The 16790-nt window shown below is 53.1% G+C and carries 7 protein-coding genes; 3 read left to right on the forward strand and 4 right to left on the reverse strand.

What is annotated here, in order from left to right:
• Positions 1-18 precede the first annotated feature (18 nt).
• The 4 genes from ACIPF8_RS24060 to ACIPF8_RS24075 form a co-directional block, all read right to left on the reverse strand.
• A complete protein-coding gene (locus tag ACIPF8_RS24060; protein ID WP_400426228.1) occupies positions 19-420 on the reverse strand; it encodes an Imm63 family immunity protein in 402 nt (133 codons plus the stop codon).
• Positions 417-9644 carry a hemagglutinin repeat-containing protein gene (locus ACIPF8_RS24065; RefSeq protein WP_400426230.1) on the reverse strand — a complete coding sequence of 3076 codons (9228 nt, stop codon included), beginning with the start codon at positions 9642-9644 and terminating at the stop codon, positions 417-419. The genes ACIPF8_RS24060 and ACIPF8_RS24065 overlap by 4 nt, the downstream gene beginning before the upstream one ends.
• Positions 9645-9896: 252 nt before the next feature.
• Positions 9897-11717 (reverse strand): ShlB/FhaC/HecB family hemolysin secretion/activation protein, encoded by a 1821-nt coding sequence (locus ACIPF8_RS24070; protein WP_400426232.1) that lies wholly within the window; start codon positions 11715-11717, stop codon positions 9897-9899.
• A gap of 208 nt (positions 11718-11925) precedes the next feature.
• A complete protein-coding gene (locus ACIPF8_RS24075; protein WP_400426234.1) occupies positions 11926-12672 on the reverse strand; it encodes a response regulator transcription factor in 747 nt (248 codons plus the stop codon).
• A 965-nt stretch (positions 12673-13637) separates the two neighbouring features.
• Between ACIPF8_RS24075 and ACIPF8_RS24080 the strand changes: the two genes are divergently transcribed.
• From ACIPF8_RS24080 to ACIPF8_RS24090, 3 genes are all read left to right on the forward strand, one after another.
• Complete coding sequence (locus ACIPF8_RS24080; RefSeq protein ID WP_400426236.1) at positions 13638-14171, forward strand: hypothetical protein; 534 nt, start codon at positions 13638-13640, stop codon at positions 14169-14171.
• Positions 14172-14500: 329 nt separating this feature from the next.
• Complete coding sequence (locus ACIPF8_RS24085; protein ID WP_400426238.1) at positions 14501-15688, forward strand: SGNH/GDSL hydrolase family protein; 1188 nt, start codon at positions 14501-14503, stop codon at positions 15686-15688.
• Positions 15689-15954: 266 nt separating this feature from the next.
• Positions 15955-16659 carry a hypothetical protein gene (locus ACIPF8_RS24090; RefSeq protein WP_400426240.1) on the forward strand — a complete coding sequence of 235 codons (705 nt, stop codon included), beginning with the start codon at positions 15955-15957 and terminating at the stop codon, positions 16657-16659.
• Positions 16660-16790 lie beyond the last annotated feature (131 nt).

Raw genomic sequence — 16790 nt, forward strand, 5'->3', positions numbered from 1 at the left:
TTAGGGAAGCAGCCCTGATTAATTCACATAAGGTGATTTTTTAAGTATTTCATAAATCTCAGCCTGTCTAATTTGAAGCCATTTTGGATTTAAACAACCAAATAACTGTAATTGTTTAAAAAAAAGAATTTTTCTAAAATCTTGAGACTCAATGCGATGTTCCAACTCATATTTTATTGAAATATTAAAAACTACATTTTTCATTAACCAATAACATAGAACATCTAAGTCATCAGTTTGGAGGCGTTCAAATTCGCATCCACGTTCTTCAACTATATAAAAATATGAATCATCGGTAATTTTTATATAGGGGGTTCCATCTGACTGCGGAGAATCAAATATCCTCAACAAATTAATTGGCGCATTTATTTTAGCGCCATATTCATAAATAAGACTTTGTATCTCAGGGAATGTAATCATTTTTTAATTGGTTTTATATAACCATTATCAACAAGCCATTGAACATTAACTCTCTGTCCTACATTAGGTAGAATTTGAGTACCTCCTCCTTGCTGGCCAAATGCTGGAGCAATTTCTCCCTGTACGACTGGTAATGGCTTAATAACTTCGTACTGATAAACAACTGAAGCACCAGATCCCGGCGCTAACGCTCTCGATTCATAAGATGATCCAGCGGGCGCTAGAAAGCTGCCGGAGGGATCACCTATACGATCCAATTGTGTTCCAACGGGTAAAGTAGCTTCAGTTTTTTGACCTACAAAACCAAGATTCGGAGGCCAATCCCACCCACCATTTTTCTGATACTGAATATATTGCAAAGCATCGTCTATAGCACTATTCAAATCGACTTTACTAACAGTCGTAGCCGTAGGAATGTCGGCCCTTGTTCCCGTCAGTACGCTGTTTTCCCCAATCGTAATACCGTCCGTAGCAGCGCCAACTTTACTTAATACACCGAGCCCTTCGCCAACGATAACACCACCTAGTATCTTACCGACGTCTTCCGAATTTCCATTAAGAGCGCCAGCCGCGGTATTAAGCGCGTTCATCCCCACTGCTGCAGCGGTAGAACCAGCACCGTTTTGAACAACAGATTTTCCGAGATCACTCGCCGGAGCCTCCGGTTCTATTCCAGCGACTCCAGAACCTACCATCCCAAAAAAATCATATCCTGTTAACGCTCCCTGCTTCAGCCCCTGCAAGGCATTACGCCCCATCTGCTTGACGAAATCGTTCGCCATATCTGAAGTCGACAGATCCAAGAAATTAATACTCCGTTGTTGCTGTAAGGTTGCCAGTTCGCTTGTATAAGTCGCGCCGCGCGCCTGCAACTCCGCGTAATAAATTCCTTCCTGGGAGTCAGACGGATACGCAGCAGCGCAATTAGTCAGCACACAGGCCGCCGCGGTCAAACGATCTTCTTCGACGGCATTCCCTCCGGCCAATTGATGAATACGATCTCTTTCAGACTGATGTAATTCACGATTGTTTGCTTCAACATTCAAGCCTGCTGCAGCTCCAGCTCCACCACCGACCACTGCACCAAGTGCCGTCGCAGCGACTTGCGTCAATCCGCTTGCTACTGCATCAGGTAAGCCCATCCCCTTAATAGCACTTGCGATGGTTGTCATTGCCTCTGCAGATACCAGAGCGCCAGCGGCTCCTCCTGCACCGCCAGTTAACGCACCAACACCGGTATGCAGCGCAACGCGATATTCGCCGCCTTCTGCCCATTGTGCTGCTTGTGCCTGTAATGCCGCGGCTTGATCTGGATCACCATTGTCCGCGGCCTGCTTTGCCTGGGCAATCAGGTCTTTCTGTTGTTTGTCCGCGTAAGTGCCTATCGCTGCTGCCGCTTGTTGACCAAATGCAGCCGTAATCTGCGCACCTGCCGTCACTTTGTCGTTTAACTGCTGACCGTTCCAGCCTTGCGAGATGGAGCCCGTATTGGTGACGCCGACGTTGTTATTGACGGAAGCAACCGCCTGTGCGGCTGTCTGCCCTGTCAGTTGCTGTTGCGCCTTGTCGTTTGTAATAACAACGGTACCGGCGCTGACGCCACCGTAACTCGTACCTGAGCTGCTACCACTGGTACTGCTCACACCCGCGGCAGTCCCTGTTCCACCTTGCTGGATGCTCATGATGTGAGGATCTTGTGTGCTGGAGTTTCCACCGCTACTGACGCCATAACCACCGCCCACACTCTGGCTACTGGCGCTATAACTACTGTTGTTCTGAATATTGCTTTGCGTGAGCGTCTGCGTCACCAGCAGATTTTTGTCAGGCGTTGCAGTGCTGGCGATTACCCCGCCCTTCAAGTCCGTGTTGCCGTTGACGTTCACCACAAAACCGCCATCTCCCGCCTTGATGCCCGACTGCTCCCCGACACTGGCGTAGTCACCATTGACCTTGCTCTGGCTGGCGCTAAAGCTGCCCGAAGCGCCGTAACCAATCGTCACCGTGCCGCCAATGCTCTGATCTTTGCTCTTGTAGGTACTGGTGTCTTGCAGGCTCTGGATATTCAGATTGCCCTGTCCGCTGGTCCCCACATTTGCCAGTACCTGATTACCGCTGGCAACCGCACCGATCAGATTCGTGTCATGCCCCGATGACAGCACCAAAGTATTGCCGGCAGAAACATCACTATTGACGTTGGTGAGATCGGTCCCGTTTCCATTACCCTTGCTGCCCGAGGCACTGGCAGTAATGCCAAATGCCCAGCCGTTAGAGCCATAGGTCGCAGCAATCCCCACAGCAGCGCTACTCGATGAACTGCTCGATTGCTGCGTATCTGTACTTTGCGCAGCTTTCAGGTTGATGTCGCCATCGGCTTTCAATACGGCATTTTGTCCGGCGCTGATACTGCTGCCAATGACATTCAAGTTGCTGTCTGTGCCAGCGCCCGTCGCAGCAATGCTCACATTGCCACCAGCTTTCACACTGGAACCGACAACCGTACTGCTACTCTCTGTACTGGCACTGTCGCTCTTGCTGCTACCCACAGTTAAACTGACAGTCACGCCCTGGGAGGGATTTTGTGCGGCGGAAGCCGCGTCGCTTGCGGCCCCGACAGCAGTTGCGCCCGCCAACAATTTCATACGTGGATCGTCAGTTTTACCAGCAGCCGAACTCATGTGTTGAATGGTCTGCACGGCGGTAATGATCGGCGCGCTCACGCCCAACGACAAACCGCTTTGCTCCGTATGGTTCTTGCTGCTTTCGGTCGTCGTGTCATACGCGGCATTAATGTCTACCGCCTTCGCAGCAATGCCGACGTCACCAGCTAACGCCGTCACCTGACTGCCGGTTTGCGTGTAGTGATTCCCCGCATTGATCGTAACGTTGCCATTGGTCGAACCAACCAGACTGCCGTTATTCGTCACCGCCTGATATTGATTCTGACTGTCTTGCTCTTTGTTGCCCATGGTGACCGTCATGCCGCTACTAAACATGCCGGAGCTGGTCTCTTTACTGGAGAAGCTTTGCTTGACCGTATTCTGCGATGTCGTGATGTTGATGTTATTGGCCGCGCTCAACGACACATCGTTCGTCCCAACCACGTTACTGCCAGTCACACCAATGTCCCGGCCAGCCTGAACGATCACGCTATCCCCCGACAAGGTACTACCGACAGCAGCCGTCGTATTGGCATTGGCTTGTGAACGGCTGGTCGATGACGACAGCATGCCATGCGAGGTGGTGTAGATTGCCTGATCGAGGCTACTTGTCTGTTGTGCTGTACCGAGATTGACATCGCGTCCGGCAACAGCCGCTAACTGACCGCCGGCTGTCGCATAGGCTGCGGCTGCATTAATGTCCTGTCCGGCAACCAGCGCCAGCTTGCCGCCGGCATTAATGCTCGTGCCGTTGACCTGTGTCTGATTTTCATACAGGTGATTGTCAGCGTTGTAGGTGACGTTATAGGTGTTTTGCGTATTGACCGCCGTCAGGTTTACATCACGCCCTGCCGACAGTGCTGCATCCCCCGTGGTATTGACACTCACCGCCGCCAGATTGATATCGCGTCCAGCCTGAATCGACAATTGATCGGCGGTGACACTGGCAACCGGTCCCAGCACCGTGTTCGTCCCTTGCACACTGGTCGCTGAGATGGCATCTGTGCTCATCGTCACATCGCGTCCAGCCAGAATACCGACACGGTGACCGGAAATACTGCCGCCATTGTTCAACACGTCATTCTGTGCGACCAGAATGGTCGCACCATTGGCCCCGGTACTACGGATATCGCCGGTATTGGCAATGTCCGTTGCCTGGATGATCATGTTGTTCGATGCTTGCAGCGTACCGCCGTTTTGCAACGTACCGTTCACCTTCAAATCGATATCTTTACCCGATATCAGTGCTCCAGTCGGCGAAATGTCGCTGGCATCTGCCCGGGTCAGATACACCACCGGCGCCAGCACTTGCGTATGCGTGCCATCCGGTAACGTCACATCGGTCGACACCATCCAGACGATGTCAGAGGTCAATGCCGCCATCTGCGCATCGGTCAGCGCAATGCCGGGCGTGAGCTGAAACTGTTTTGCCGTTGCCACGCCAGAGTCCATCAGCGCCTTATATTCATCCTCATTGCTGGCATAGCCATCCAGAAAGCGCTTACCGGTCAATTGGGCGATCTGGTTGGTAACGGTTTGTGCCTCATAGAAACCGTCGCCTAATCGCTTTTCCGTGGAGGCCGGATTGACGCCCAAGAGACCTAACATGTAGTTGCTGGAGAGGAAATTGCCGTAATTGGTAAATTTCGGATCGGTCTCAATCAGATACGGCTGATTCGGTTGCGTATGTATGGTGTAGAGCTGGTTATTCGGCAAGACCAGATTCGGCAACGGCGCTTGAGGCGTCCCGAGGGTCTGGTGACTGCCGGTCGTACTGGTGACTTTGCCGGCGCTGCCACTGGCGGTGCCAACCGTATTGGCATTGGCTGCACCCGTTGTCAGACCTGACTGGTTAGCGCCCAATTGGAGGGCGCCCACACTCGGCAAGGCGCTGCCGCCGACGCCATTACCGACCGCCTGGTTCGGGCCGGTCACCGGTTGCGTGTTCTGCTGCACGGTCCAGACCTGCAGGGCCAAGGGGGTCGACGGCAGATTCACATCATAAGCCGCGCCGTTATTGTCATACGTGTAGTAATTCTGATGCGGATGGCCGCTCACCCAATGGTAGTAATTCTCGCCGGCGGTCATGTGGTCGACAGTATCGATGGAACCGGTCGCACCAATATTATTGATGCTGCCCACCATGCCGCCCAGAGTCCCGCCTGCAATAATCGTGCTCTTGTCGTTGGTCACATTACCGGACAAGGTCATGTTACCGGCTGAACTGATCTGGCCGGGATCGCTACTGGTGACCACGGTTTTAGCGACCGTCTGCGTATAGTCTTTCTTATAGAATTTCTCGAAGCGGTTGCCATCCGGTGTCACCAGAACAATCCCACCATCACCGCTGTCGCTCCAGGTGACCTGACTCGGCGTGTACCATGTCGTGGGCGCGGCCCACTGCGCATATTCAGTCACCTGCGTGGTTTGGGTCGGGTCAATCTGCTGGATTGTCGTGAAGTGATTATTTTGATTCAACAGCGACGCCGTCTGCAGCGTCAACGCGCCGCCGGAATTAATGGTCGCCGAACTGTTTAAAATACTGGCGGCGCTGCCGGTCACATTGTTGTTGGCGTCGAGCGCGCCACCCATGGCCATATCGCTCAGGCTCTCAATCAACGCATGTTCGCGGTTGGTGATCTGCTGCGCACCGATTTGCAGCGTATTGCGCGAAGCGATCACGCCGGCCTGATTGGTCGTCGTATCGACATCGTTGGTCAGCGTCTGCGCACCCAACGCAATATCGTTGCCGTAGATGCGGCCTGTGTTGGTGATCGCATTGGACGAATGAATGACCGTCTCACCATTACCTGCATTCATCAAGCCACTGCTTTGATTATCGACATTGGCTGCATTTAAGGTCAGATTGCGCACCGCTTCGAGATTGCCGGTATTGGTCAGATTACCTGTCGTCGACAACGTCAGATCACGGTTGGCGGTAAGTAGGTTGCCGGCGGTGTTGGCGTAATCTCCCTGCAGGCTGATGACGGCATCCTGTTGGGCCACAACTTGACCATTGCCGACCAGCGTCGGCACCGTCAGCGTCAGATTATGAGCGCTGGCAATGGTCCCCGCTGTGTTATCGAGATTACCGCTGGTGGCCAGCGCAATATCGCCGCCGGCATTGGTGGCAAGCAGACCAAAGATATTCGAGAAGCTGGCGACACTCACATTGACAGGGCCGCCGGCGGTGATACGACCGCCAACGTTGGTCACTGCCGCGCCGGCCTGATTCAATTGCAGGCTCTGGCCTGCGTACAGGTTACCGGCATTGTTGTTGACGTTGTTGCTGGTATTTAAGGTTAAATTTCCGGCGGCGATCACTTGACCGTTGCTGCTATTGTCCAGATTCGTACTGGTTAGCGTCAGGTCGCCATTGCCGCCGATGGTGCCCATATTGGGTGTATTGGCCGCATTGGTATTGGTGATCTGACTACCGCCGTTGATTTGCGTTAAACCTGTGCCGCTATTGGCAATCCGGCCCGACGTGTTATCCACACTGGCGCCGGAGACTGTCATCGTCGCCGTGCTGCCATTGGCCTCAATACGACCGTTGGCGTTGTCTACGGCCCCCGTAGCAATGGCCGATAGGTCTGTGCCGCTTTGAATGACGCCATAGGAATTGCTCAGTTGACCATTCGACTGCAGAGACAACGCATCTTTTGCGTACAATGTCCCGCCGGTGTTATCGACCGGGCCAGCGTTAATGTTAGCGGCACCAGCACTACCGATAAAACCACCGACACCGTTGGCGACACCGTTACTGATGCCTTGCGCAGCTGTAATCGAGAGCAGTGCGCCGCCCAGGCTTTGCACGGTTCCTGCGGCATTGGAGAGGCTGTTCGCGTTGACCGTGAGGCCGGATTGCGTGCCTTCGATTTTACCGGCGGTATTGTTGACGCCCCCCGCCGCATTCACAGTCAACTGACTGCCGCCCAGATAGCCGCCGGCACTGTTGTCGATGTCGCCCTGGGTAGCGGCAATGGTCGTGGCCTTTTGACCAAACATGCTGCCACCCTGGTTAGCAATACTGAGCGCACTAATATTGGTCACACCGTTGCCACCGATGCTGCCTTGCTGATTCTGTAACACGCCGCTACCGGCAGTCACCGTCAACGTTCCGCTGCCTGCCAGGGCAATGCTACCGCCGGCGTTGTTCAGCGTCTGCGGGGTCAAGGTCAGATCGGCGCTATTGGTCTGAAGCACACCGCCGTTGCTGTTGTCGAGCGCATTGGCAACAGCAATGATATTGGTGCCTGTACCGAATTGGGCGATTTGCCCCGTTTCATTGGTCAGGTCGGTAGCGTGGATCGTCAACTGGTCCGCGGTGATTTTACCGTGCGAGTTATCGAGCTGCGGCACCGTCAATCCAACCGTCGATGCATTGATTATCCCGGCAGTGTTCTTGACACTGGCCGCATTGATTTGCAACGCCTGTCCTGCTGCCAGGTTACCGCCACTGTTATCTAACGCGCCGCTGACGGTTGTCGATAAATTGTTGCCGGCGCTGATCTGAGCGCTATTGGACATGCCGGCAGCCGTCACAGAAACGTCCCCATTGCCGCCGATGACGCCGCCTGCAGCACCTCCTGCAGTCGTTCCCGCTGCATTGGTCAATTGGCCATTAGTCGTCAGCGTCAAACCGCTCGTATCGAGCGAGGTGATCCGGCCCGCGCTATTGTCGATGGCGCCGGCTTGCAAGTTCAACGCCGAGCCGGCTTGCAGCACGCCCTGGTTGTTCGACACCGCACCGCTCGCAGTGATGTGTTCTGTACCGGCTGCGATCATTTGCCCGCGCTGATTATTCAGACTCGATGCAGTGAGGGCCAACTGGCCACCGGTCGCTACATTACCAGCGACGTTGCTCACAGCTCCGGCATTCACGGTCAATGTACCCGATCCGGTATGGCTCAACTGGCCCGCATCGTTGGTAAAACTTCCCGCCTGCAGATTGACGTTTTGTCCGGCGGTCGTGATGACACCCGAGCTGTTATCCAATAGGCCGCTGGTGGCGATACTGGTCTCACCAGTACCCGACTGATTCAACGTCCCGCCATGATTCGACAGCGTTGCGGAACTGGAGGTCAACTGCGCTGCACCGATGACGCCCTGATCATTGATCACGGCGCCGCTGGCGCTGAGGGTTGCGGCGCCTGTCGATTGCAGATTGCCGCCGGTATGGTTAATGTCGCCACTACGGGCAGTCACTGCGACCGTGCCGCCAGCGCTGGTCTGTGCATGCGACAGATCCACACTGGCGCCGTTGATACCAATATTGGTGCCGGCCGTGTTCTGGCCTGTCGCGCTCAGATTACCCGCCGCAATCAGCGATAAGTTACCGTTCTGTGTGGCTTTACCGTTGGCATCGATACCAGCGCCCAGCACGCCCGTTGAGGCAATACTGCCGGCATATAGTGTCAGGTCGCCTTGCGCGGCAACCGTGCCGGTATTGGCGATCTGATTGTCGCTCGATAGCTGCGCTGTTTGTCCGCTGTAGACTGTGCCACTATTGACGATGCCGTCATGGCTGTGTATCGTCACCTGACCCGTGGCGCTCACTGGACCGGCAAGTGTGATCTTTCCCTGGCTGTCCAGATTCAGATCGCCCGCACTGGAGGCGATATTGCCCAAATTTCTGACGCCCACACCGCTCTCGGTGGAAACCAGGAAGATTTTTCCGCTATACATGCCGCCAAGAGAGGCAATGTCCACCCCCAAGGCCGGCTTGTTGTTATCGCCTTGCAGTACCTTGACGCCCAAACCGCTGTAATTTACCTCGTTTGTTCCCACGACCGCATTGAGCTGGTTGGCCCATACCGGACCATTGACGGCAATGCTGCGCGAAATGAGATCCAGGGTATCGGCACTGGCAGCGTTTAAACCGGCACTGCCGATCTGGATATCGCCGCCGGTCACGTGGAATGTGCTGAGGCTGCCATCGGCAGCAAACACAGGCGCACCAGTGGTCAGAATGGCGCGTGAGGTATTGATATACCCTGCCGTTGTTCCCCCGCCACCTACCGTAATACCGTTGGGATCGGCAATCACCACCACGGCACGCTGACCGGCCACCTCAATTGTGCCGCCGATGACGGCACGATTGGTGCTGGTGACCTCATTGAGAATTACCGATGCGCTGCCGTTCGTCAAATTCGGGTTGCCCGGCACATATCCTGCCAACTGTGAATTAACCACTGTCGGAGAATTTCCAAGCACCACGCCTTTCGAGTCAATGGCCAGTTGCGAAAATTGGTTGTGACTGAGGCCAGACGAATTAGGTTTAGTGATCTGAACGAGGGGCACCCCATTCGGCGCCGTTGTGATAGTGGGTCTGCGCGAACCAGCGTTCGGATCGGCGACGATCTGGGCTGAGACGATGCTGACACAATTAAAAAGCATCGCCACCGTTACTGCCATCTGCGCGAAGCGTAGCAGCGGTGTAGTCGCAGTCGTCGCAACGGCGCTACCGGCGCCCGATGCTTTGCCCTGACTGGAGACGTTCTCCGCGACCGCCATCAACATGCCACGGCTCTTATTGAAAATCACGCGGAAATTTTGGGTATTCATATTCTGTCGTCCAGTTCAGGTGTATCGATGGTGATAAATGTCGAACGTATTACTCAGCGCCTGCGCGTCTACGGCAAGTTAAACAAACGACCCCGTTCGGCAGAAACTGGCCGATGCTACGGATACGTCCGCACGGCCCAGCACAGCGTTGCATGGAATGATTAATCGGTGCTTTACTCGCCTGCGTGGCACGATGAAATGCCTCTGTTGCCCGTGGATGAGTATTCATATCTTCACATTCCCTTGCTCGAACTAATATTGATAGGCCAAGTTGAAACCGACCGCCGGCATCGCCGTATTAAAACCTTGTGGCTTATACAGCGCCCAGCTGGAAAACACGTCGTAAGTCAGCCCGAACAAGCCGCCGCGTAGGCCGACAGTCGCACCGGCCAGCTTGTTGCCAAGGAGGTTTGCGACGCTGGGGCCATATACCTGCCCATAATCGAGACCGACATAGGCCGATTGGCCGCTGTTGGCGATCGGCAGATTCAATTCATTACGCAGATAAAAGCCGCGCTCAGCAGCCAGCGTCAGCTCACCATCAAAGCCGCGCACGGTGTACCGATTGCCTATGCTGAATTGATCTGCCAGATAGAGCGCCGAACGCGTCGTCTGACCACGGAATGTACCGATATAGGTCAGCGGTTGACTGGCGATGTGGAAAGGCACGCTCAAGGTCGCATCGACCGTCTGCAGGCTGTAGTGCAGGTTGTTGGTGGTCGGATCTTCTTGCCCCGATAAATTGCGGGCATACGTCTGCCCATTGAGCCAGTTGACGCCCCACTTCTGAGCGACCGTCAGATCGAGCTGAGCGTTACCGATGTAATGCGTATGTACCCAGGCCAGTTCGGCAAATGTGGTGTTACGTTCCTGCACAGCGATTTCGCTGTCCTCGATGTAGGCATGGTTCCAGCGCTTGCCGACGCGGAACTGCCAGCTATTCTTTTGCGCCTGATCGCGCTGAAACAGCTGGGCGATTTTAAGTTCGAGATTACGCGACTTCCCGCTCGACACAAAAGTCTGACTCGCCTGAGCCACCTCTTGGTGATAATCATAAGTGCTGCCCGATACCGCAAAATTCCAATATCCGGCGGGTACCGCGTAATACACGTTGTTGCCATTGGTGCCCCGTTGACCCGCCTTGCGCTGTGCATCGGTATTGATGCCGATGTTGAACAGATCATTCAGGCCCAAAGGATTATCGACCGCCAGATTCAACCCCGCCTGCAGCTTGCCGGTGCCCTTGGCGCCACTATCATCAAACGTCCCGGTCAGCTTCCACGGCTTGCTGCGTTTGACCTGGATTACGACATCGCTCTCGCCTGGCACGTCGCCTGGGACGATCTGCATATCGACATCCTGGCTCGGCACGCGCTTCATCTGCTCCAATCCCTGTTCCAGGTCGCGCAGGTTGAGCAACTGGCCGGGACCGGTCGGAAATGCGCTGCGCCATGTGCCGTACAGGGTAGGATCAGAAAAACGAATCTCCCGGATCACACCGGGAACCAATACCAGCGTCAACACGCCGCCAGTCAGGTCTTGTTCAGGTATGCCAATCCGTGTCGTGCTATAGCCACGTTGCAGAATCAGATTGGTCAAGCGCTTGACGATCAGATTCAGGCCGCCTTTGCCAATACAGGCGCCATCGTATTGGCGTAGGTAGTCTTGGGCAAAGCGGAAGTTATCGAACGGAAGATCACTTGCACCCAGCGCATGGACGGCAGGCGATAATTGAGGAGGAACCTCAAGGACAAACTGGTGGGTCGTGAAGCAAGGGGATTCACTAGGAACACTCAAGCCTTCCAGCGCTTCCGCCGCGGCCTTGTCCTCCAGACTCACGTTCGGCGCTTTTAATTGACGCTGACGTTCCTGCAAATCGGCCTGATTACGGCGCCGCTGCTCTTCGCTCGACGGCGTTTGCACACTGGGGTCACGACGCCGCAACTCTTCCAGATCCGGCAGCGCAGCAGTCTGCGCGCCACTATTGTGGGCGGTACCAGCCAACAGCAACGTCAAGCCGATGTGCTTGGCAAGGTCCGAAAAATTTCCCTCACACCTAAAACGCTTCCCCATGTTCTACTGCCTTCTTGTTGTTACCCACGTATTGTGATGCGTTGATTTCACGCGCTCTGTGGCATGAATGAGAATTGAAAAGATGCGTAAAAATAACGCATCTTTAGTCGGCGGTATATGGCACTTTAGTGCCGATTTTCATGCAATCGATATTGTGCGTACAAGAAATGCACGGCTTTGAATGATTCGCAAGGACAGCGATGGTCATTTAAAATATTTTGACCCCATATTCGGATTTCATACTCGCTTCATGTTCGGCGAGTCGGCATACAAGCTGGGTCCGACTGTCCATCCCGAGCTTTTGAAAAATACTCGTTACATGGTGCTTGACTGTAACTTCACTTAAAAAGATCGCTTCAGCAATTTCTCGGTTTGTTTTGCCTTGCGCAACCAAGCGCACAATCTCTCGCTCACGTACGGACAGTGAAGATAGAAGAGATTCAAATGCGTTCGCATTGTTCAGATTCTCAATCACGCCACACAGCACTTCATGCATGATCGGCGCCAACTGTCTCAACATGGCGATATGCATTTCGCCTAGAACGCCTGGTATACGGTGAAAGCTGTGATAGGTGCCAATGCAACGCTCGGTATCGTAGACCGCATGCGCCGCGGTGTTTTTCATCCCGTGGCGTTGAAACTGCTCGAACCAATGTTGGGGGATGTCGGGCCAAGGCACATCACCATCAAATAACTGAGGCTCACGCGTCATCAGCCAGCGACGCAAAATTGGCGTATCAAGGCCACCAGCTTTATTACAAATATCTTTCAAATGCTCTATGGGGTAGTCGACAGCAATGATGCCATCAGTTCCGACCCCGCCTGCGTGAATACGGCCGTATCCACAACCCAACGTTTCGTGAGGAAAAATAGGCCGAATTGCCTCACGCGTCCATTGCTTGAAATCGTCGATAGTTTGAACCGAGGCACCATCGCGGATGATAGGTTCAAACATTACGTCTCTACTTTTATGAACGCCCTCGGTGAGTGGCGGTACTCGGATCACGGCCATATATTTTTGTAACGTTTTATTTTTAGATGATTCACTAGAGATATGAATAGCTAAAGAATTGGCATTCTTTATTCAGAGAAAGATTGTAGTGAAAAATACACTTTAAAAGTGTGTCATTGCTAAAACCGAGTTGGATTTTGCAAAGGTTCACAAAAAGCGTTGTACAACGGCACATGAGCCTGGCCTATGGGTCTAGCCCGGATCGGAATTACATTTCCAACGGAAGCTGAGCCAGGACACGAATCTGGGACACGTGCCGCAGAGCAACTACGTGTCATCCTCGACTCCTTTAGCGGGATATTTGTGGTGCGTAGGCAACAACGAGGCCGGCGCGGCAGTCATCCCCCCGCCACGCCTGCCCGCTAAATTGGTCGATTTCGACTCAAATTTCCAAAAGTGACGCATATAGGGGAAACCTAGCGTCGAAGGGCGCAAATACGTCGCAAAAAAGTGACGCAAAACGACGCACGCAGAAGGGTAAAAACGGGGTAGTGGTGTGAGCGGTGAAAACCGGTTTCAAGTTTGACCTCGGGGAAAGCATAACCTTTATAACCTAGCGATTTTATGAACGGTAAGCCGTTGATTTATAAAGACTTAGGTGGTTATGGTTGAACCATAACTTTTGATAACCCAAAACATAACCAGATTCCAAGCCATTGATTTATATAGTTATTTATTTTTAGAGAGGTTAACTTTAATTTTATAACCAAGTTATGCCAAGGTTATGCCGAGGTTATAGTTTGCCGAATCTTGCAAAGCCTTATACAGCAAGGGTTTCCAGCCGATTTCTAAAAAAAGTTATAAAGGTTATGGTTTTCCCGAGGGGTACCTTATTTTAGAAAAGATAGACATGGTAGATATCACAAGACAAAATAATTGCCTTAATTGCTACTTACATTGAGATAGATATGAGCGAACGAAAAATGAATTGGGAACTCTGCGTCGGCGTCTGCGGCATAGTCATTGCGGTTGCTTCTGTATTTTTTACGTATCGACAAAACGAGATGACCAAGCAACATGATCGAATTTCTGTGCAGCCACGCATAACACTTACTTTTCAGCTTGATAGCAAAAGGGATAGGTACGGCTGGTATATGTCAAACAATGGACTTGGCCCAGCATACTTCACTGGATTTCAATTGTTTATTGATGACAAGCCAATTCAATCGAAATCCCTTGGAGGGTGGCCGGAAGCACTTCAAAAATTAAACGTGCAAGTTACTTGTTTTTCTGTCGCGTCGACTCCGCCAAGAACATCGTTATTCAATGGCGCAAGTGTAGATGAACCCTTACTACGATTTAATGCCGTAAAAGGAGGAGCTTGTGATCTTGAATTTGCAAAATTATATGCGGGATTAAATCGCATCAAAGTAAAAATCGACTACCAATCTATTTACGGTGATAATTTCTCCATTACTGACAGCCCGTATCAGCCGATATAGATTTGATTGATCGCTGCATAATGCTGCAACGCCCGCTTGGCAATTAAGCGGATATATTAGGTGGGGACTTTTTTGACCAACTCAGCGCATCCAGCGTATTTCATGCACTGGATGCGTAATCAGTAGTTGTTATATTACAAGGCTTTGCGGGTCACGCGCATACTGCGTGTTTGACTCATAATCCGTTGGTGCCCAGTTCGACTCTGGGGGGGCCCACCAGTATCCATGCGGGTTGCGTGATTTTTCATGCAACCCGCATTTTCTTTGGGCGAAGATTTTTGACTGGTTCAGTCGAATTCTGTCCTTTTCTGCACGAGGAGTACGTCGCAATGTTTGTACAACGAAAATTCGACACCATGCAGAATAACGAGATAAGCGTTGATATCCTGCGGGGCGCGATTGAGCTTGAGACAACTGCACACGGCGTGCTTCCGCATCGCTTGCCGGCTTGGGCGCGCTTGCAATGCCCTGATCCACAATTGGCAATGGTTGAAGCCCAACCTTCCGGAGTGCGTCTGGTTTTTCGTAGCGAAGCGACGGTGATTGAGCTGGACACCTTGCGTACCAGGCGCGTATACGTCGGTGCGCCTCCACGTCCCGACGGCATATATGACCTGCTGGTGGACGGTGCTCTGATTGCCCAGGCAAGTGTCGCAGGGGGCAATGTTCTAAATATAGACATGTCCGCCGGCACGATGAAAACAGAAGCTGGTCCGGTAGGGACACTTCGCTTTACTGGTTTGCCGGCGCGCGCCAAGAATATTGAGATATGGCTGCCGCATAACGAGACCACGGAAATCGTGGCGCTGCGTACTGACGCGCCGATCGAACCGATTCCTGTCCATGGCCGTAAAGTATGGCTACATCACGGCAGTTCCATCAGCCATGGCTCCGATGCTGCGAGCCCGACCACGACCTGGCCGGCCCTGGCAGCCTCGCTTAGTGGGTCGGAGCTGGTTAATCTGGGACTCGGCGGCAGCGCGCTGCTTGATCCGTTTGTTGCCCGGGTCATGCGCGATACGCCAGCCGACATGATCAGCCTAAAGATCGGCATTAACCTGATCAACACGGACCTGATGCGCTTGCGCGCTTTTGGGCCCGCGGTGCACGGTTTCATTGATACTCTCCGCGAGGGGCATCCCGATACGCCGCTGCTGATCATCTCTCCCATCCTGTGCCCGATTCACGAGGACACGCCAGGTCCTAGCTTGATAGACATGAGCGGCCTGAGTCTCGGTCAGTTGCGCTTCCGTGCCGCCGGAAATCCAGCTGAACGTGCGGCGGGAAAACTGACGCTCAATATGATTCGTGACGAGCTGCAAAGGATAGTGAAGCAACGAGCGGTTGATGACCCCAATCTCTCCTATCTCGATGGCCGCGAACTTTATGGTGCAACGGACGCAGGGGAGCTACCTCTACCAGACAATTTGCATCCCGATGCGGCAACGCACAGACGCATCGGGGAACGCTTCATGCGGTTGGCGTTCAAGAAGCAAGGATGGGGCTGGACGCGCTGAGATACCGCGTTCGCCATATATAAATCAAAGGGTTACATGCTTTCGTATGTAACCCTTTTTTCCTTTATGTTTGAGGTGATGCTTTGAACTCCGCTTCGCCTAGCGCACCTACACCTTCATTGCGATGACGAAAACAAGAAAATTGTGACAATACGTATCTGCTTCCGTTTCGGCAATATTTGAAAGCTATAATCATTTCGTCAAAATTTCTTGTAGGAATAAAAATGATAATAGCTCCTCGCACTACAGTCATTGCGCTGTTCTGTATGACGATTGGCACACTCCATGCACAAACCGTTGACCGCCCTGCCTTGAAAGAAGGCGACAAATGGGTCTACAGCATCCGTGTGGATGAAAGCAAAGCGGACATCATGAGTTCCACAACGCGCAAATGGGAAGCGTCGATCAATCGTGTGGGCTCGCACACTGTGGTTCTTGCCAACAAGCCGGTTGATAGCAATTTGCCACCGAAAGAATCCACCCTCAATACCGACTGGAGCGTCACTCGCAGCGTTAACGGGAAAAATATCGTGGTTAACCGCCCCTACGATTTTCCGATGCAGCCTGGTAAGACCTGGAAATTGGAGACTGTGGAAGACAAGCCCGATGCGTTGACTAAAACACAAAAAATCTCGCAGCAATACACGGTCATCGGCTGGGAAGAGGTAAAAGTACCGGCCGGGACTTTCAAGGCGCTCAAGATTGAAGTGGAAGGCGAGTGGAGCAAGGAATTTGAACCACGCGGTCCGTCGGCGAACAGCGCGGTGGGAACGGGAACTGCTGGAGCTACCGCTATCGTGCAAACCCACACCGCCTTTACGCCGCCGCCAGTCAGCGGACGGCTGTACAAAGCGTTTTGGTATGTCCCCGAGATCAAACGCGATGTAAAAGTCATTTCCGAAGACTCGAATGGCAGCGGCGCACTGCATAAACGCACGACCGAAGAACTGGAATCATTTTCGGTTCAATGACGGAGATTTCTGAGGATGCGGGGCGGCAGAATGTCGCCCTGCTTTCTCTGAATGGATTCCGGCGCTCGCCGGAATGACTGGCGCCGAGACGAGTCTCCGGATCGTAGGGTGGGCAGATTTCTGCCCACACC

It is taken from the genome of Collimonas sp. NPDC087041 (genome assembly GCF_044745265.1).
In the GTDB taxonomy this organism is placed as follows: Bacteria; Pseudomonadota; Gammaproteobacteria; order Burkholderiales; family Burkholderiaceae_D; genus Collimonas.

Coding starts and splice junctions, on each gene's coding strand:
- ACIPF8_RS24075 (WP_400426234.1), bottom strand. CDS start 12,672: ATGTTTGAACCTATCATCCGCGATGGTGCCTCGGTTCAAACTATCGAC.
- ACIPF8_RS24070 (WP_400426232.1), bottom strand. CDS start 11,717: ATGGGGAAGCGTTTTAGGTGTGAGGGAAATTTTTCGGACCTTGCCAAG.
- ACIPF8_RS24065 (WP_400426230.1), bottom strand. CDS start 9,644: ATGAATACCCAAAATTTCCGCGTGATTTTCAATAAGAGCCGTGGCATG.
- ACIPF8_RS24080 (WP_400426236.1), top strand. CDS start 13,638: ATGAGCGAACGAAAAATGAATTGGGAACTCTGCGTCGGCGTCTGCGGC.
- ACIPF8_RS24085 (WP_400426238.1), top strand. CDS start 14,501: ATGTTTGTACAACGAAAATTCGACACCATGCAGAATAACGAGATAAGC.
- ACIPF8_RS24090 (WP_400426240.1), top strand. CDS start 15,955: ATGACGATTGGCACACTCCATGCACAAACCGTTGACCGCCCTGCCTTG.
- ACIPF8_RS24060 (WP_400426228.1), bottom strand. CDS start 420: ATGATTACATTCCCTGAGATACAAAGTCTTATTTATGAATATGGCGCT.